We start from the raw sequence: 17815 nt of genomic DNA, 5'->3' as shown, positions 1-17815 counted from the left end.
AGTGAAGCGCAACAAAGTATGACCGGAAAACAGTGAAAACGCCCTTGTGTGCACCGCTCTACCGTGCGCTTATACTGCACAACAGTTGCCAAGCACCCCCTAACCCTATCAAAATGTAACGCTTATTAGCCACTCACCATTAACCTAGGGACAATCCTCACTGTCACTCTCATCAAATAAGGTTAAATTCAAACAATCGTTTGAATACAGACACTATGAAAGCCACACTGCCACCCACCCGCGACCGCATCCTGAACGCTGCCGAACAGTTATTTGCACAGCATGGCCATAAGCACACCACCATGCGGCAAATCACCAGTACGGCTAAAGTGAATTTATCTGCAGTTAACTACCACTTCGGCTCTAAAGAAGCCTTAGTTCAGGCGGTATTTAAGCGTAGACTCAATGCTATTAACGAAGAGCGTTTGCAGATCATTGAACAGCTTGAGCACGATGCAAAGGGGGCTCCACTTAAGCCTTCGCAAATTGTAGAGGGTTTTTTTGGGCCGCTAGTTCGTCACGCTTTAGCTCACGGTCGCGATAAAAAGGCATTCCTTCCCTTGCTTGAACGCTCAACCTCCGACTCGGAAGGTTTCATTCAAGCCATCTTTGATGAAGAACACGCTTTTGTTTTCGACCGTTATAAACAAGCGTTATTTTTGTCATTAGTGGGGGTGCCGGAAGAAGAGATTATTTGGCGCTTTCACTTTATGTTGGGCTCAGTGTCGTACGCGCTGATGGGAACTGAGCAACTGCGCCATGTGATTCGTGCCTCTCAGCTAAACATTGACGAGACCGAAGAGAACCGACAACTACATGCACGGTTAATGAGTTTTTTATTAGGCGGTTTGCGCAGTCCATTGCCTGAGTCACCGTAAACAGAAGTTCGTGCCCGCTTAACGGGCACACGACTGCTACACATTGGAGTCGATCATGGAATTGCTACTGTTAGTCTTACTGATCGCGGCGATTGCTGCAGCCGTTTTCGTCCTTAACGACGAAAAGTACCGTATAAAATGGCTCACTCGCCCCCTCTACAATACGTTTAAGAAAGTCCTTCCCGCCATGTCCGACACCGAACGCGATGCCTTAGAGGCGGGTACGGTCTGGTGGGAAGGTGAACTCTTTTCCGGTAAGCCAAATTGGCGCACCCTGCATTCGTATCCCAAGCCCTCACTGAGTCCGGCCGAGCAGTCTTTTCTTGATAACGAAGTCAACGTAGTCTGCAATATGGTGGATGATTGGACTCTCACTCGTGACGACAGCGACCTTACCCCCGAAGTCTGGAATTACCTAAAAACCAAAGGTTTTTTCAGCATGATTATTCCCACCGAATATGGAGGGCTGGGTTTTTCAGCGCAAGCGCATTCTGCTGTCGTCAGCAAACTTTCAACGCGTAGCTCGGCCTTGTCCGTTACGGTGATGGTGCCGAACTCACTTGGCCCGGCCGAGCTCTTGATTCAGTACGGTACTGAGGAACAAAAGAATCATTATTTACCCCGATTAGCACGAGGTGACGACATTCCTGCCTTTGCTTTAACCAGCCCTTGGGCCGGCTCTGATGCCGCCGCTATTCCTGATTCCGGCACCGTCTGCATGGGCGAGTGGCAAGGTGAGCAAGTATTAGGCATGCGGGTTAGCTGGGATAAACGCTACATCACACTGGCCCCCGTGTGCACCGTGCTTGGCTTGGCTTTTAGGCTTTACGACCCCGATGGGTTGCTGGGCGACACCGTTGATATTGGGATCACGTGTGCCTTGGTGCCCAGTGATCATCTCGGCGTACAAGTTGGCCACCGCCATTTCCCCTTAGACGCCATGTTTATGAACGGCCCCACCCGTGGAAATAACGTCTTCATCCCACTAGATTTCATCATTGGGGGCGCAGAACAGGCAGGTAAAGGCTGGCGTATGCTGATGGAGTGCCTCGCTGCCGGACGCTCTATTTCCTTACCCTCATCGTATGCTGGCATGGCCCGTATTACCGCGCTTTCGGTGGGCGCTTACTCGACCGTACGTCAGCAATTCAACACACCCATCGCACGTTTTGAAGGGGTTGCCGAAGCCTTAGCTCGCATCGGTGGGTACACCTACCTGATGGATGCGGCTCGAAGCATGACCGCGCAATCAGTAGACTTGGGCGAGAAACCGGCTGTCTCGTCTGCCATTGTTAAGTACCACTTGACCGAGCTCGGACGCCAAGTCGTTAACGACGGTATGGATATCATTGGCGGTAAAGGAATTTGTCTGGGCCCGTCTAACTTTTTAGGCCGCGCCTACCAACAACTACCCGTCGGCATTACCGTAGAAGGGGCAAATATCTTAACGCGCAGCCTGATTATTTTTGGCCAAGGCGCCATTCGCTGCCATCCCTATGTGCTCGCCGAAATGCAGGCGGTACAAAACCCTGACACCAAGGCGGGTCTACACGAGTTTGATCGTGCTTTTTGGGCCCACATGCGCTTTAGCCTTCGCAATAGTGGTCGTACGCTGCTGTATGGCTTAAGTGGGCGTCTTTTCTCTAAAGTCGATGTTGACGTCGCCCCCGCCATGCGTCCGTACTATCACGCGCTGAATCGCTTCTCGGCTGCCTTTGCAATGTTGGCTGATACGTCCATGTTAGTGCTGGGCGGTTCGTTAAAGCGACGCGAAAGCCTATCAGGCCGTCTTGGCGATGTGCTTTCACAGCTTTATCTCATCAGTGCTGTACTCAAACGCTACGAAGACGAAGGTCGACAAGCCGCCGACGCACCCTTCGCTCATTGGGCCATTCAAGACGCCCTGCATCGTCTGCAACAGGCTTTTGATGAAATATTACGAAACTTCCCAAACCGCCCCATCGCCGTTCTTGTACGACTATGTATTTTCCCTTATGGCCGTACTTTTTCCGCACCGACTGATAAACTGGGTCAAGAAGTTGCACGTTTAATCACGCAGAAAAGCGATAGCCGTCATCGTCTTACCCAATTAAGCTTTATCCCCAAGGGGTCGCACGAACCCATACGTGCTATCGAATCTGCTTTTGACGCCACGCTCGCCACCCGAGACATCGATGCCAAAATACGGGCCTTCGAGAAAAGCGGGCAGCTTGATAATAATCCTCAAGCGAATGTGCGTGATATCGCCACCGCCGTCTATTTAGCGAAAGGCATTAGTCAAGACGAGTACGAGAAAATATCCGCTCGCAACGTGTTGCGTGATCAAGTCATTGCCGTGGACGAGTTCACCCTCGACTTTACTTCAGTGCAGTCAGCCGACACGCCTGCTGACATCGTAAATTAGGGAGCCGTTGAATGCCGTTCGAACCCGTATATGTTGTTGATGGCGCTCGTAGTCCTTTTTTAAAAGCGCGCAATGAACCGGGGCCGCTTTCTGCCTCTGATCTGGTGGTGCAAACGGGTCGTGAATTACTCTTGCGCCAAGCGTTTAAGCCTACCGATCTTAGTGAAGTCATCATCGGCAGTGCCGCGCCTTCTGCAGACGAAAGCAATATCGGACGCCTTTGTGCCTTACGTTTAGGATGTGGCGATACCGTACCGGGGTGGACGGTCATGCGCAATTGCGCCTCGGGCATGCAAGCGATCGACTCTGGCATTCAATCCATTCAAACAGGACGCTCCGACTTAGTCCTTACCGGCGGCACGGACGCCCTATCACGAGCCCCGCTATTACTCAGCGACGATATGGTGCGATGGTTAGCCAAATGGAATCAAAGCAAAAGTATTAAAGCCCGCATCAACGCCTTACGAGGCCTACGCCCCCACTATGTGAAGCCCGTTATTGGCCTGCTAAAAGGGCTTACCGACCCTACCGTCGGCCTGTCTATGGGGCAAACCGCCGAAGAGCTCGCCTCTTTATTCGACATCAGCCGAGCGCAAATGGATGAATACGCCGCTCGCAGCCACCGTCTGGTTCAGCAGGCGTATAACGAACACGCCTTTATCAACGAAGTCATTGCCTTAAGTACCTCAAGCGGCGGTCTTATACGTCGAGACGATGGCATTCGAGACGACTCCACCCCCGAAAATCTAGCCAAACTACGCGCGGTATTTGACCGTCCGTGGGGAAACATTACCGCCGGAAACAGCTCGCAAGTTAGCGATGGTGCCGCTTTGGTAATTTTAGCGTCAGAGAAAGCCGTAGCGAAATACCAGCTTCAGCCTCTTGCTAAAATCGTAGACGTGCAATGGGCTGCCCTTGACCCTAAGGTCATGGGATTAGGCCCTGTCTTTGCCTCGACGCCCATATTGGACCGCCATCAACTGGGGTTAAACGACATCGACCTTTGGGAAATCAACGAGGCTTTTGCTGCCCAAGTGCTCGCGTGTATCGCCGCCTGGAAAGACGAAGCATGGTGCCAAAGCAATTTAAACCGGCCTGCTCTGGGCGAGTTATCACTTGACCGTCTCAACATCCACGGCGGGGCCATTGCTATCGGTCACCCAGTGGGTGCCTCCGGTGCCCGTATTGTGCTACACGTCATTAACAGCTTGCATCAACAACAAAAGAAACGTGGGCTAGCCGCTATTTGTATAGGGGGCGGCCAAGGCGGCGCCATGCTAATTGAACGCCTAGAAGGAGCCAACCATGGCTGATCACTTTAGCAATTTAGGATTACGCCATTTTCAGTGCACGATCGATGCCAAGCATATCGCATGGCTTGAAATCAATGTGGCCAACAGCAGTGTGAACCGGCTGTCTGCCGAGGTATTGCACGAACTGGATCGCGCCCTTGACTACTTCGTTGCCGCGCCCCCTGCGGGTCTTGTCATCTATTCGTCTAAAGCCAGCGGCTTTATCGCGGGGGCAGACATCGATGAGTTTTCCAGTTTAGACACCTCGGCTAAGGGCGAAGCGCTGATCTTACGAGGGTGGTCAATTTTTAACCGTCTGGCAAACCTCAAATTCCCTACCTTGGCATTAATCCATGGTCACTGCTTGGGCGGCGGACTCGAGCTTGCACTGGCATGCCAGTACCGCTTGCTTATCGATCGCAGCAACACCGTGCTAGCGCTTCCTGAAGTCATGTTGGGTATCTTTCCCGGCTGGGGCGGCATGAAACGCTTGCCCGAATTAATCGGGCCATCTAAAGCACTCGACATCATGCTTACTGGTCGAAATGTGCGGGCAAAACAAGCCGTTCGCATGGGTTTAGCCGACGCCTTAGTACCCGAGCGCCTTGCCAAACAGGCAGCTGCCTATCACGTGTTAAGCGGCAAAGCCCCACGTAAAGCCAAAGGCTGGGAGGCTTGGCTAAACAAAGCCCCTTTCAAAAAGCTGGTGGAAAAGCAGACCCTTAACGCCGTTAATCAAAAAGACCCCCACCATCACTATCAGGCCCCGCGAGCTATCGTAGACATATGGGCCAGACATGACGGCAACCCGTTAAAATCACCCGATACCATTCACCGCATCACAACCTCAGAAACCGCACGCCATTTGGTAAGGGTGTTTCATTTGCAAGAGCGCCTTAAAGCCTTTGCTAAGCGCACAACCAAAGACCCACTGACGCACGTACACATCGTGGGCGCAGGCGTCATGGGCGGAGACATTGCCGCCCTGTGTGCCAGTAAAAACATTAAGGTCACACTACAAGATCAAGACCGCGACCGCGTCGCGCAAGCACAGGGACGGGCACTCGCCTTGTTTAAACGACGCTTACGCGATCCTCGATTAATACAACAAGCGTTTGATCGTCTGATCCCTGATGAAAAAGGCATCGCCATCCCTCAAGCGGATCTGGTGTTAGAGGCGATCAGCGAGAACGTTCACGCCAAGCAACAACTGTATGCCATGATCGAGCCTCAACTTAAAGAAGGCGCCATCTTGGCAACCAACACCTCAAGCATTCCACTTGAGACCTTAAGAAAAGCCTTAATGCGCCCAGACCGTTTGATCGGTATTCACTTTTTCAATCCGGTTGCCCAAATGCCGCTGGTTGAAATCGTGGAAACACACGACCTCGACCCTGAGGTGCGAGCCACAGCGATGGCATTTTGTGATCAAATTTCTAAGCTACCCTTACCGGTTAGCGACACACCTGGCTTTTTAGTCAACGCCATTCTGGCCCCCTATATGCTGGAAGCCATGCGTTGCGTGGATGAAGGTATTAAGCCCGAAGTGGTGGATGCCGCCATGGTTAAGTTTGGTATGCCGATGGGGCCGATTGAACTCATCGACACCGTTGGTTTAGATATCGCACGAGACGTGGGTGTGCAATTGTCCGACAGCGAAGATACCCCCCGCTGCCTCCAGCAGCGCTTAGACGCCAACGAATTAGGACGTAAAAGCGGTCAGGGGTTTTATAAATGGGTAAACGGTAAGGCCCAAAAAGCAAAGGCCAACGATATTCCTTCGGACTTAGCGATACGCCTTATCGCACCATTGATTAATAAGACTCAGGTGCAGGTTAACGTAGGGGTGGTGGCCGATGCCGACCTTGCCGATGCAGGCGCCATATTTGGTACCGGTTTTGCCCCCTTCTTAGGGGGCCCATTGTTCTACAAAGATCGAATGCACACCCAAACTAACTCGTAACTGTCACCACACCAGTGGTATCACATAAGGGGGTATTCATTTCACGAAAAAAGCAAACAAACGTTTGTCCTAAAAGATAAAAACAACGACTAAACGTGACAGAACGTAGCTTACAAGGCGACGTTTATCGCTTCAAAAGAGCAATCATCCACGATAAGGAGATGTCATGAAACGTGCAGCATCCTTACGGCTTCTTTCCGCCGTTGTTATGAGTCTGGGCGTTACAAGCGTTGCACAAAGCGCCGGTTTCAATTTACTTGAACAAAATGCGAGTGGTCTGGGTAACGCCTATGCCGGCTCTGCAGCCATTGCAGACAACGCCAGCACCATTTATTTCAATCCCGCCGGAATGACACGCCTACCCGGTGTGAACGTCAGTGGCGGTTTATCCGTCATTAAACCTAGCTTTAAGTTTCGTGATAGCGGCAGCACCGGCCCTGAAACCCCGTTCGGGTCTCTGCCCATTGGCAATAACACTGGCGGCGATGCGGGCGCTTGGGGCTTTTTACCCAATGCTTATGTGTCGTGGGAACTGACCCCACAATGGTTTGTTGGTCTTGGCCTAGGCGCCCCCTTCGGCCTCACCACTGAATACGATAGCGACTGGATGGGCCGCTATCACTCCACGAAGTTTGGTATTGAAAGCATAAACCTCAACCCGTCTATCGCCTATAAAGTGAACGAACGCTTATCGCTTGGCGTGGGGGCCAACTGGATGCGACTTGATGCAGACTATCGACGTGCCGTTCCAGCACTAGCCGTCTTGCCTGTGTCCCAAATGGTGGGGGCTCCAGACCTGAATGCTCGGGTCAAAATGGATGGCGACGCATGGGGCTGGAACGCCGGTATCCTGTTTCAAGCCACCCCCGATACCCGTATCGGTTTATCGTATCGCTCGACCGTTAAGATCAACGCCAGTGGCCACACCACCTTAAAAGGTCAACTACCCAATTCCCAAGGTGGGGCGATTGCTGTTGATCAAAAAGTAAACGCCAAAGCCAGTGTTAGGTTGCCCGACACAGCGATACTAAGCGTGGTCCATGACCTTAATCCGAAATGGCAGTTGCTTGCCGATGTGTCTTGGACGGGCTGGAGTAGTATTAAATCGTTAGATATTTATAACGAGGGTGGCTTACCCGATGACTCTCTGGACTTGCGCTTCCAAGATGCGTGGCGCGTTGCACTGGGCGCCAACTATCACTACAACCAAAAATGGACCTTTAAGGGGGGGATAGCCTGGGATCAAACCCCGGTACGTAATGCCACTTACCGACCCACATCGCTTCCTGATAATGATCGCTATTGGTTATCTGTGGGTGCGCAGTATCGGTTTAGTGCTAACTCAACCCTTGATATTGGCTACGCACGCTTATTCTTAAATAATGCCAGCATCCATAACGGCTTACCTGAAGAAGGAAAAGGAACCATGCGCGGTAAATACAAAGATAACGCCAACGTGTTTGGCATCCAGTACTCGTATCAGTTTTAGGTCAAACTGGTGCGCCTAACCACTATTTTCTCGGCCCTAAAACGTCTACCCAAGACGTGGCGGGGCCCAGCGCTTCGTCTTAGCTTCAACCTGCACCCTGCATTTAGGGCTACGGGTGGACGTGTGCAGTTTGTATCTAACGATCTACGTCATTTGCGTATACGCTTACCACTGATACGACGAACACGAAATTTGGTCGGCTCTATTTTTGGGGGTTCACTTTTTTCGATAACAGACGGCGTTCACGTCACGCTATTGTTCTTAAACCTTAGTGACGACCTTATTATCTGGGATAAATCAGCCAACATACGCTATCGTAAACCTGCTTACGATACCGTATATGCTGATTTTACTCTCAGCGAAACGGACCTTGACCATATTCAGCAGCAGTTAGCACTGAAGCACGAGTTAGATCATCGTTTTACAATTCAGATTAAAGATGATGCCGGTTTCGTCCACACACAAGTAGAACGCACTCTTTACATTGCACAGAAAGCCTTTTACAAACAGAAGTATGTAGCGAAAGCGTCTGCCAAGACCAACCCATCATCCTCTGCCCGCTAAGCGCTACACGTAATAAAAGCACCTTGGTTGATCCGCTGGCGACGATCATCCACCTTTAACGAGAGGCAAGCATGGAAAAAATTTGGTTAAAAAGCTACCCCGATGGTATTCCTGCTGACATTAGCAATGAAGCTAGTGCGTATTCCTCCCTTGCCGATATGATGCTTGAGAGTTGCGAGCGTTTTAGCGATCGTATTGCCTACGACAGTATGGGCACCACGCTTAGCTATGCAGAACTTAACGAGAAGTCGGCTCACTTTGGTGCATGGCTGCAGTCTGTGGGCGTACAAAAAGGCGATAGGGTGGCATTAATGATGCCCAACTTATTGCAGTACCCCATCTGCTTTTTTGGCACGCTGCGCATCGGGGCAGCCGTGGTTAACACTAACCCACTCTACACCGCCCATGAGCTCAAGCATCAGCTGGTAGACAGCGGCGCAACCACCATCGTTATCGCTGAAAATTTTGCGCACACCTTAGAAGAAGTGATCAACGAGACTCAGGTCAAACACATTGTTGTGACCTCGTTAGGTGAAATGTTGGGCGGCCTTAAAGGCGGGCTAACGAATTTTGTGGTGCGTCGGGTCAAAAAACTAGTACCTGCTTGGACCTTACCTTCGGCCATCCCGTTTAAGAAAACCTTAAACGCCGGATCCCAGCTTGAACTTGTTGCACCAACGCTAACACAAGACGACATGGCACTGCTGCAGTACACCGGCGGCACCACTGGTGTGGCAAAAGGAACCATTCTTACCCACGGCAACATGATCCACAACGTCTGTCAGGCCCAAGCCTGGTTGCGCCCTTACATTGATGACAACGCGGGGACAGTCGTCACCGCCCTACCCCTCTACCATATCTTCGCACTGACCGCTAACTGCCTCGTCTTCATGCGTGTAGGGGCCAGAAATCTCCTGATCGTGAACCCGCGAGACATCAAAGCATTTGTCAAAGAATTAGCGAAAGCGCCATTTTCCTACTTAACCGGCGTCAACACCTTATTTAATGCGCTATTACATAACGACGACTTCAAAAAGCTTGATTTCTCGTCGTTTCAAATCGCATTAGGCGGCGGTATGGCTGTGCAAGAAGCGGTGGCCAAACGTTGGTTAGAACTCACGGGTGTCCCCATCGCCCAAGCCTATGGTTTAACGGAGACGTCGCCGGCTGCCACCATTAATCCGTTAAGCAACCAAAGCTTCACCGGCTCAATCGGCCTTCCCGTGCCCTCCACCGAAGTAGCCATTCGTGACGATCAACAACGCAACCTACCCATTGGCGAAAGCGGTGAAATTTGCATACGCGGCCCACAAGTCACACCGGGTTACTGGAATCGCCCAGACGAGACCAAGAAAGCCTTTGACGACGATGGCTTTCTGCGCAGTGGCGACATCGGCTACATGGATGACAAGGGCTACATTTATATTCTTGATCGCAAAAAAGACATGATTCTGGTATCAGGCTTTAATGTCTACCCTAACGAAATTGAGGCCGTTGCGATTGAACACCCCGACATCATCGAAGCCGCCGCTGTCGGCGTTGAAAGCGATCACTCGGGCGAAGTGGTTAAGCTTTTCGTTATTAGCAAGAATCCATCCCTGACCGAGGCAGATGTCATCGCTCATCTACGTAAACGTTTAACCAGCTACAAGATACCGAAATCCGTCGAATTTCGCGACGACCTGCCACGCACCAATGTAGGCAAAATACTGCGTCGAAAGCTTAAAGACGCGTAGCGTCATATGCATATATGGGAATAACTAAATAGATATTCAATTGTTAGACGAGGCAAGATCGCTCTATAGAATGGACCTATCCATATCTAATACTGAGACATCATGCTTGCTTTGTCCCGCCTTCCCGACACAGCGCAGGGGCTCATCAACGAGCTCACTCGCGACCTAGACCCTAATACCCTCACTTGGTTATCCGGCTACTTAGCTGGTGCCGCTCAGGTTAAACAGGGTGAACACGGTACGCCCAGCTTAGTCGCTGTCCCCTCGCCTGCTGTTGCCGCCGCTGCGGCCCCCTCACGCCCCGCTACCATCTTATTTGGTAGCCAAACGGGCAATGCCGAACGTGTCGCTACCGAATTCTACGAACAGTGCCAACAAGCTGGCTTAAACGTCCGCTTAGTGCGCGCTGACCGTTTCGCCACGCGCGAACTCAAAGAAGAAGAGTTGCTGTTTATTGTTATCAGCACCCAAGGTGAAGGCGACCCACCCGATGACTCAATCGGTTTTGTCGAGTTCTTGGCCGGTAATCGAGCCCCTAAACTCGATAAGCTGCAGTTTGGTATTCTCGGTTTAGGCGACTCGTCGTATCCCTTATTCTGCGGTATTGCCGAAACCATCGAGAAACGCCTACTTGAATTAGGCGCGTCCAAACTGCTGGATAGCGGTCTGGCCGACTTAGACATTGAAACCGTGGCCACGCCTTGGAAACAAGGGGCGGTTGAGCTCGCTAAGCCATTACAGGCAGCAGCCGAACCTGCAACGGGCACCTCGACGGTCACCCCCTTGCATCCTAAAGCGCAAAGTTACACTCGCGACAACCCCTTTAAAGCGACCCTACTTGAAGCTCAAGCCATTACCGGTCAGGGCAGCATACGCGATGTGCGTCACTTTGAGCTCTCACTTGAAGACAGCAAACTGCACTATCAGCCAGGAGACTCACTGGGGGTTTGGCCAGTACAAGACGCCCGCCTTGTTGACGCGATTTTGGCAGAAACCAACATCGATGCCGAACAATCCGTAACGGTCCAAGAGCAAACTCGTAGCGTACGCGAGTGGCTTAGCCATTACCGCGAACTTACACAACTGACAAAGCCTTTCTTGGTAACACTGGCCGAGCACAACGCAAGCCCTGAGCTCACTCACGCCTTAAGTCCAGAAGGTCTGGACGCGTTTCGTGAACTACTCACCACGCACCAATTGCTTGATGCGCTTAAACGCTTCCCAGCAGTCTGGACAGCCGAAACCTTCGTGAACGCGTTGCGTCCGCTAGCCCCGCGCATGTACTCCATTGCGTCTAGCCAAAGTGTGGTCGATGAAGAAGTCCACTTAACCGTCGCCAACGTGCAGTACGAATTTAATGACGAGCAACGCTGGGGTGTGGCCTCAAACTACCTAAGCCAACTTAGCGAAGGCGACGAGGTGTTGGTTTTTGTTGACCCGAACTCACGATTCCGTCTGCCTGAAGATCACAACAAAGACGTGATCATGATTGGCCCCGGTACCGGTATTGCACCCTTCCGCGCCTTTGTCCAAGAGCGCGGTGCCCAAGAGGCCGCCGGCCGAAACTGGCTCTTCTTCGGTAATCCAAACTTTACTAGCGATTTTCTCTATCAAACCGAATGGCTACGAGCCGTTGAAGAAGGACAACTCCATCGCATGGATGTCGCCTTCTCACGAGATCAAAAAGAGAAAATCTATGTGCAGCACAAGCTACTCGAAAACGCGACCGATATCTACGAATGGATTCAGTCCGGTGCGCACATTTACGTGTGTGGCGACGCGAACCACATGGCCAAAGACGTACACGCTACCCTGCAGCAAATCGCCCAGCTTGAAGGCGGCTTGGATGACGAGGCAGCACGCCAATGGATTGATGAGCTTAGCGCTCAGGGCCGTTATGCCCGTGACGTTTACTAAAAGACAGCTATGACAAAGAAAATCGCTCCGATCGAGCAACTCAAAATCGACAGTAACTACCTACGTGGCACCATTGCCCAAGGCCTCTCGGATCCATTAACCGGTGCGATCAGCCACAACGACAACTTACTGTTGAAGTTTCATGGCAGTTATCAGCAAGACAACCGCGATCTGCGCGACGAGCGCCGTAAACAAAAGCTTGAGCCAGCGCACAGCTTTATGATCCGAGCCCGTTTACCCGGCGGTATCATCACCCCCGAACAGTGGCTAATTTTTGATCAAATTGCGGTAGACTACGCCGAATTTGGACTGCGCATTACCACCCGTCAAACCTTTCAATGGCATGGCGTGCTGAAACGCAACCTGAAAAACTTGATGCAAGGTATTCGTCGAGCTCATGCGACCACCATCGCTGCCTGTGGCGATGTAAACCGCCAAGTCGTCAGCGTTTCTAACCCCTTGCTGTCCCAACATCATGCCGATGTACTCGCTTGGGCACAAAAACTGTCGGATTATTTTTTACCCAAAACCAATGCTTACGCAGAAATTTGGCTGGATGGAAAAAAAGTCGATGAATTAACAAACGACGACGCTGAAGTCGAACCGATTTACGGCAAAACGTACCTGCCCCGTAAGTTCAAAATTGGCCTCACCATCCCCCCCACCAACGATGTGGACATTTTCGCTCAAGACATGGGCTTTATTGCCATTATTGAAAACGACACCCTCGTTGGCTTTAACCTGACCGTCGGTGGCGGCATGGGTGCGACGCATGGCGATGACACCACCTACCCCCGTTTGGGTAGCGTGTTGGGCTTCGTAGCCCTGGAAGACGTTATTGCTGCCGCCGAGGCCGTCATCACCCTACAACGAGACCACGGTAACCGCGACGAACGACGCTATGCTCGCCTTAAATATACGGTCGACACCTTAGGGGCCGACTGGTTTAAAGCGCAGATCCAAGAGCGCGCTGGCATCGAGTTGGCGCCGCCCAAAGACTGGTCTTTTGAACGAAATGGCGACCAATTCGGCTGGTCCCAAGGTGAAAATGGCAACTGGCATTTAGGCTTGCGCATCAACTCAGGCCGACTGATTGACAGTCCTAACTCTCCACTGCTTACCGGCATGCGTGAAATCGCTAACGTGCACACAGGACACTTCCGCTTAACCTGTAATCAGAACTTGATTGTGGCTGATGTCGCCACCGAAGATAAAGCCAGCATTGACGCCTTGGTAGAGCAATACCAGCTTGATAGCTACAAAACGCAAAGTGGAATCGCGCGCAATACCATTGCGTGTGTCGCCCTACCGACGTGTGCCTTAGCCATGGCCGAGAGCGAACGTTACGCACCCATTATCTTACCCAAACTCAACACACTGCTTGAGCAGCACGGCTTGCTCGAACAAGAAATAGTGTTCCGTATTTCCGGTTGCCCTAATGGCTGTGCTCGACCTTATCTGGCAGAAATTGCTTTAGTTGGCCGCGCCCCTGGCCGCTACGATTTACGCTTGGGCGCCAACTTTAAAGGCGAACGTCTCAATGTGCTGTATCAACAAAACATCGATGAAGACGCCATCCTCGAACACCTTAACGGCCTGTTCGAGCGCTACGCTGCTCAACGTCATCAAGATGAATACTTTGGCGACTTCTTACTTCGTGCAGAAATCATCGCTCAGCCGACCCAGAAACTCATCCCTTTAGTGTTAGAAACGGCGTAACCATGCAGCTATTTCCTCTTTTTGCCGACCTTAAAGAGCGCCCTGTGTTGGTAGTGGGTGGGGGCGATATCGCCGAACGTAAGATTCACCTCTTGCTGTCCGCAGGCGCTAAGGTCAGTGTCGTCACCAAAAGCGCGAATGCTACGTTGGAAGATTGGGCTACCCATGACCGCATCCAGCTACGCATCGCGCCATATCAAGAAAGTGATCTTGATACGGTCTGGCTCGTGGTCGCAGCAACCGATGATCTTGAGCTCAACACGCATATTGCTGCTCACGCTAAGGCCCGTCGCTTGTTTAGCAACGTCGTCGACAATGCGGCATTATCCAGCTTTCAAGTGCCCGCTATCGTCGATCGTTCTCCTGTGGTGGTGGCGATCTCGTCGTCGGGCGCAGCACCCATGGTGGCACGGCGGGTACGAGCTCAAATCGAAACCATGGTCGACCACTCCATCGGCGCCATCGCTGAACTCGCACAACGCTACCGGTCGAACATCAAAGCGAAGTTTCCCAACCTTGCACCCCGACGTGCTTTCTACGACTGGATGATAGACGGTCCGGTCGCTAAGTTGCTGAAAGCTCAACAACTGGAGCAAGCCCAAGAGACCTTAGAATCTGCTCTACAACAACATCAAACCCCTCCTAAAGGGCAAGTGTTTTTGGTCGGAGCTGGCCCAGGTGATCCAGGATTACTAACCCTTCACGCTCTGCGCGCTCTCAATCAAGCGGACGTTATTTTGTACGATCGCTTAGTGGATCCCTCTATTCTTGAGTTGGCTCGTCGCGATGCCACGCAAATTCATGTGGGTAAGCTGGTCGGCGAAGATCACCATGCTACGCAGTCACGTATTCATCGACTTATGCTAGAGCATGCTCAGCAAGGCCAAACCGTTGTGCGGCTAAAAGGCGGTGATGCTTTTATTTTTGGTCGCGGCGGTGAAGAACTACAGTTTTTACGCCAACACAGCATTGATTACCAAGTAATACCCGGCATTACCGCCGCTTTAGCGTGTGCTGCCTACAGCGGCATCCCTCTCACGCACCGAGAATTCGCTCAATCTGTGCAGTTCGTCACCGCACACCGCAAAGAAGATGCTCACATTGATGATTGGGCTGGGCTGTGCGATGCCACCCAAACCTTAGTGGTGTACATGGGCTTGAAGCAAATTGCTTCGTTTAATCGGATGCTTATCCAGCACGGTCGCGAAGCCAATACGCCTTGCGCCATTATTGAAAACGGATCAAGGCCTAATCAACGCACCCTGCTTGCTCGCTTAGATCAGGTACAACACTATACCGACCAACACTCATTTAGCTCACCGTCGTTGTTAATCGTAGGCCCAGTTGCCGCACTGGCTAAGCAATTACATTGGTTTGGTGAAATTATTGATGAGTATCCAGACAGCGATCTGCCCTTGACGACACAATTTGATGTGACAAAGCTACCCGAGTTAGAAGCGGCCTAAACCTCATCAGCACATCACCGACTGCTACGTCAAATAACGCAGCAACCAAAAAAGGGACCAATATGTATTTTGGTCCCTTTTTTTTGTGCTACGAGCCATTGGATGATATTAAAACAAGAAAACATATTCTCTTATAAGTACACTAATAGCTTCCACACCACAGTTTTCATATTTCTCTACAAGCCTGAACCGTTTTGGTACCATATAGCTTTTCTACTCGAACCAAACCATAAAAATGGAATTCACTACAGAGACCTATATTTACTTTATCGGCGCTATGGCCATTGCTGGCGTCTTTGCTGGCCTGATCGCCGGCTTGCTCGGTGTAGGAGGCGGTATCGTCTTGGTCCCCGTCATGTTTTACTTGTTTACGGCCCTCGACTTCAATGCCGACATACGTATGCACGTCGCTGTTGGCACCTCGCTTTCAACCATTGTTGCCACGGCGCTGTCATCATCCAGAGCACACTACAAAAAACAAGCTGTAGACATGGCCTTATTAAAAAGCTGGGGTCCGTGGCTATTAATAGGCACGATCATCGGAATGAGCCTATTTAGTAGCATTAAGTCCGTACAGCTCACTTTCGTTTTTTCAGCCATCACCTTTTTAATTGCCGTTTACATGCTGTTAGGCCCCTCTGGTCATGCGGATGAACAAGGTGAGCTTCCTAAAGGCCCAATTCGCTGGTTCTCTGGCATAACGGTAGGTGGTCTCTCATCCATTATGGGCATTGGCGGCGGAAGCTTAACGGTTCCATTGCTTAGCTTATATCGCTACCCTATCCGCAGAGCCGTAGGCACCGCAGCCGCCGTGGGTTTACTGATTTCGGTGCCGGGCACCATTGGTGCTTTTCTCGCCGGTCTAGGCGAACCCAACCTTCCTCCTTTCAGTATCGGGTACGTTAACCTTGTCGCTTTCGCCATCCTTATACCCGTGACCGGCTTTTTTGCCCCGATCGGAGCGCGTATTGCACACAGCATTAACCCAAAATACTTAAAGTATGCCTTTGCTGCTTTCTTATTCTTTAATGCCATCAACATGCTAATTACCGCCCTTCGCGGTTAATGCCATTTGACGATTTGTTTAGTGAATGACATGACGAATACTGCGCTACCTCGACCTATCGCTCGGCGGGCCGACACCGTTATCCAACACCTTAGCGATTTGTTGGCCTCGCCGGATTACGGCCCCGGTTATAAATTTCCGCCAGAACGAGAACTGGCCACACAGTTGCAAGTCAGTCGTCGAGTCATTCGCGAAGCCCTTAATCACTTAGAGCAAGAAGGCCGTATTGAACGCGTACCTGGGCGGGGCACGATCGTGGTCGAGCCCAAACAAAAAGACGACTCAGCCATCGGCTTACATGTAAGCCCTTTAGAACTCATGACCGCACGCTATGTGCTTGAACCTGCCATCGCTGCTACCGCAGCGACCCACGCCAGTACCCATGATTTACAGGTGTTAATGGACTGCTACGAACAAAGCCATAACGCTCGCTCGTACGCGGAATGGGAAATCGGCGACAGTCGATTTCATGAAGCGCTAGCCAGCGCGACCCATAATCGCCTACTGCAACACTTCTCTGAGGTACTAAGTTCGGCTCGCTTACAAACCACATGGGGACGCTTACGAAAAGCCACCTTAGATCAGGCTACTCGCCAACATTACAGCCAGCAACACCATAAAATCGTAGAAGCCATCCAACAGCGCGAACCCAGCCAAGCAGCGGATGCCATGCGTACTCATCTAAGCACGGTACGACAAGGCCTAGAGACCGAATTAGATTAATCAGCGTCAGGTAGTGCCAACCCAACTGCCGTTTAAAGCAATGATTTCTGTAGACATAAAAAAAGCCCAGCATTTTGATGCTGGGCTTTTTAATAAATGCCGCTAGGGCATTTAGCGCATTAAATTACGCGAGCTGCCGTCAACAGGCGAACTACTGTCCACGATTTATCGCGGCTAATAGGACGACCTTCAGCGATTTCTACGATATCGCCTTCGTTGTACTGGTTAGTCTCGTCGTGCGCTTTGTACTTGTTCGTACGAATAATGATTTTGCCGTACAAAGGATGTTTAACGTGACGTTCTACAAGAACGACTACGGTTTTATCCATTTTGTTGCTAATCACTCGTCCTTGCAAGGTACGCTGACGCTTCTTTGCGACTTCGGTTGTTTGCGTTTCGCTCATCTTACTTTCCTGCGTTCTCAGCCATTACTGTGCGTACACGAGCGATGTCGCGACGTACTTTCGATAGCTGGCTGGTATTGGAAAGCTGCTGAGTTGCACGCTGCATACGCAGACTGAATTGTGCTTTCAGCAGACTCTCGAGCTCGGTTTGGAGCTCGGCGGTTTCTTTTGAACGGAGTTCACTGGCTTTCATG

The 17815-nt window shown here is 51.3% G+C and carries 14 protein-coding genes; 12 read left to right on the top strand and 2 right to left on the bottom strand.

The genetic code is table 11. From position 1 onward, the window contains the following. Positions 1-215: 215 nt before the first annotated feature. The 12 genes from AC2UZI_RS01520 to AC2UZI_RS01465 all read left to right on the top strand — a co-directional run bounded on the left by AC2UZI_RS01520 (position 216) and on the right by AC2UZI_RS01465 (position 17217). On the top strand, positions 216-878 hold the full coding sequence (locus AC2UZI_RS01520) for a TetR/AcrR family transcriptional regulator (protein ID WP_486942065.1): 663 nt from the start codon (positions 216-218) through the stop codon (positions 876-878). Positions 879-933: 55 nt separating this feature from the next. Beyond that, positions 934-3282, top strand: coding sequence for an acyl-CoA dehydrogenase (locus AC2UZI_RS01515; RefSeq protein WP_486942064.1), 2349 nt, complete (start codon positions 934-936; stop codon positions 3280-3282). Positions 3283-3293: 11 nt separating this feature from the next. Beyond that, positions 3294-4595, top strand: coding sequence for an acetyl-CoA C-acetyltransferase (locus AC2UZI_RS01510; protein WP_486942063.1), 1302 nt, complete (start codon positions 3294-3296; stop codon positions 4593-4595). Continuing rightward, positions 4588-6537 carry a 3-hydroxyacyl-CoA dehydrogenase NAD-binding domain-containing protein gene (locus AC2UZI_RS01505; protein WP_486942062.1) on the top strand — a complete coding sequence of 650 codons (1950 nt, stop codon included), beginning with the start codon at positions 4588-4590 and terminating at the stop codon, positions 6535-6537. Before AC2UZI_RS01510 ends, AC2UZI_RS01505 begins: the two co-directional genes overlap by 8 nt. 166 nt (positions 6538-6703) lie before the next feature. Beyond that, positions 6704-8026 carry an OmpP1/FadL family transporter gene (locus tag AC2UZI_RS01500; RefSeq protein WP_486942061.1) on the top strand — a complete coding sequence of 441 codons (1323 nt, stop codon included), beginning with the start codon at positions 6704-6706 and terminating at the stop codon, positions 8024-8026. Between the two features lie 9 nt (positions 8027-8035). After that, positions 8036-8590, top strand: a complete 555-nt coding sequence (locus AC2UZI_RS01495) for a DUF4442 domain-containing protein (protein ID WP_486942060.1) — start codon at positions 8036-8038, stop codon at positions 8588-8590. A 71-nt stretch (positions 8591-8661) separates the two neighbouring features. Beyond that, positions 8662-10326 carry an AMP-binding protein gene (locus tag AC2UZI_RS01490; RefSeq protein ID WP_486942059.1) on the top strand — a complete coding sequence of 555 codons (1665 nt, stop codon included), beginning with the start codon at positions 8662-8664 and terminating at the stop codon, positions 10324-10326. A gap of 102 nt (positions 10327-10428) precedes the next feature. Continuing rightward, entirely contained in the window at positions 10429-12243 is a 1815-nt protein-coding gene (locus tag AC2UZI_RS01485; protein ID WP_486942058.1) for an assimilatory sulfite reductase (NADPH) flavoprotein subunit, read from the top strand. Between the two features lie 9 nt (positions 12244-12252). Beyond that, entirely contained in the window at positions 12253-13962 is a 1710-nt protein-coding gene (gene cysI, locus AC2UZI_RS01480; protein WP_486942057.1) for an assimilatory sulfite reductase (NADPH) hemoprotein subunit, read from the top strand. Positions 13963-13964: 2 nt separating this feature from the next. Continuing rightward, positions 13965-15428: a siroheme synthase CysG gene (gene cysG, locus AC2UZI_RS01475; RefSeq protein ID WP_486942056.1), complete on the top strand. Its 1464-nt coding sequence runs from the start codon at positions 13965-13967 to the stop codon at positions 15426-15428. A gap of 235 nt (positions 15429-15663) precedes the next feature. Next, positions 15664-16494 (top strand): sulfite exporter TauE/SafE family protein, encoded by an 831-nt coding sequence (locus tag AC2UZI_RS01470; protein ID WP_486942055.1) that lies wholly within the window; start codon positions 15664-15666, stop codon positions 16492-16494. Positions 16495-16524: 30 nt separating this feature from the next. Continuing rightward, positions 16525-17217 (top strand): FadR/GntR family transcriptional regulator, encoded by a 693-nt coding sequence (locus AC2UZI_RS01465; protein WP_486942054.1) that lies wholly within the window; start codon positions 16525-16527, stop codon positions 17215-17217. Between the two features lie 119 nt (positions 17218-17336). Here the strand turns inward: AC2UZI_RS01465 and rpsQ are convergent, their stop codons facing one another. Both rpsQ and rpmC read right to left on the bottom strand, forming a co-directional pair. Beyond that, a complete protein-coding gene (gene rpsQ / locus AC2UZI_RS01460) occupies positions 17337-17621 on the bottom strand; it encodes a 30S ribosomal protein S17 (protein ID WP_486942053.1) in 285 nt (94 codons plus the stop codon). Between the two features lies 1 nt (position 17622). Further along, positions 17623-17814, bottom strand: coding sequence for a 50S ribosomal protein L29 (gene rpmC, locus AC2UZI_RS01455; RefSeq protein ID WP_486942052.1), 192 nt, complete (start codon positions 17812-17814; stop codon positions 17623-17625). Between the last annotated feature and the right edge of the window lies 1 nt (position 17815).

Source organism: Paenalcaligenes sp. DL 463 (genome assembly GCF_057475185.1).
Note: the sequence above shows the minus strand (reverse complement) of the source record. Positions and strands in the feature narration are given on the sequence as shown.

Bases quoted from the DNA above. Each gene is read 5' to 3' on its own strand.
- AC2UZI_RS01500 (WP_486942061.1), top strand. From the start codon at position 6,704: ATGAAACGTGCAGCATCCTTACGGCTTCTTTCCGCCGTTGTTATGAGT.
- AC2UZI_RS01490 (WP_486942059.1), top strand. From the start codon at position 8,662: ATGGAAAAAATTTGGTTAAAAAGCTACCCCGATGGTATTCCTGCTGAC.
- rpsQ (WP_486942053.1), bottom strand. From the start codon at position 17,621: ATGAGCGAAACGCAAACAACCGAAGTCGCAAAGAAGCGTCAGCGTACC.
- AC2UZI_RS01520 (WP_486942065.1), top strand. From the start codon at position 216: ATGAAAGCCACACTGCCACCCACCCGCGACCGCATCCTGAACGCTGCC.
- cysI (WP_486942057.1), top strand. From the start codon at position 12,253: ATGACAAAGAAAATCGCTCCGATCGAGCAACTCAAAATCGACAGTAAC.
- AC2UZI_RS01485 (WP_486942058.1), top strand. From the start codon at position 10,429: ATGCTTGCTTTGTCCCGCCTTCCCGACACAGCGCAGGGGCTCATCAAC.
- AC2UZI_RS01505 (WP_486942062.1), top strand. From the start codon at position 4,588: ATGGCTGATCACTTTAGCAATTTAGGATTACGCCATTTTCAGTGCACG.
- rpmC (WP_486942052.1), bottom strand. From the start codon at position 17,814: ATGAAAGCCAGTGAACTCCGTTCAAAAGAAACCGCCGAGCTCCAAACC.
- AC2UZI_RS01470 (WP_486942055.1), top strand. From the start codon at position 15,664: ATGGAATTCACTACAGAGACCTATATTTACTTTATCGGCGCTATGGCC.
- AC2UZI_RS01515 (WP_486942064.1), top strand. From the start codon at position 934: ATGGAATTGCTACTGTTAGTCTTACTGATCGCGGCGATTGCTGCAGCC.
- AC2UZI_RS01510 (WP_486942063.1), top strand. From the start codon at position 3,294: ATGCCGTTCGAACCCGTATATGTTGTTGATGGCGCTCGTAGTCCTTTT.
- cysG (WP_486942056.1), top strand. From the start codon at position 13,965: ATGCAGCTATTTCCTCTTTTTGCCGACCTTAAAGAGCGCCCTGTGTTG.
- AC2UZI_RS01465 (WP_486942054.1), top strand. From the start codon at position 16,525: ATGACGAATACTGCGCTACCTCGACCTATCGCTCGGCGGGCCGACACC.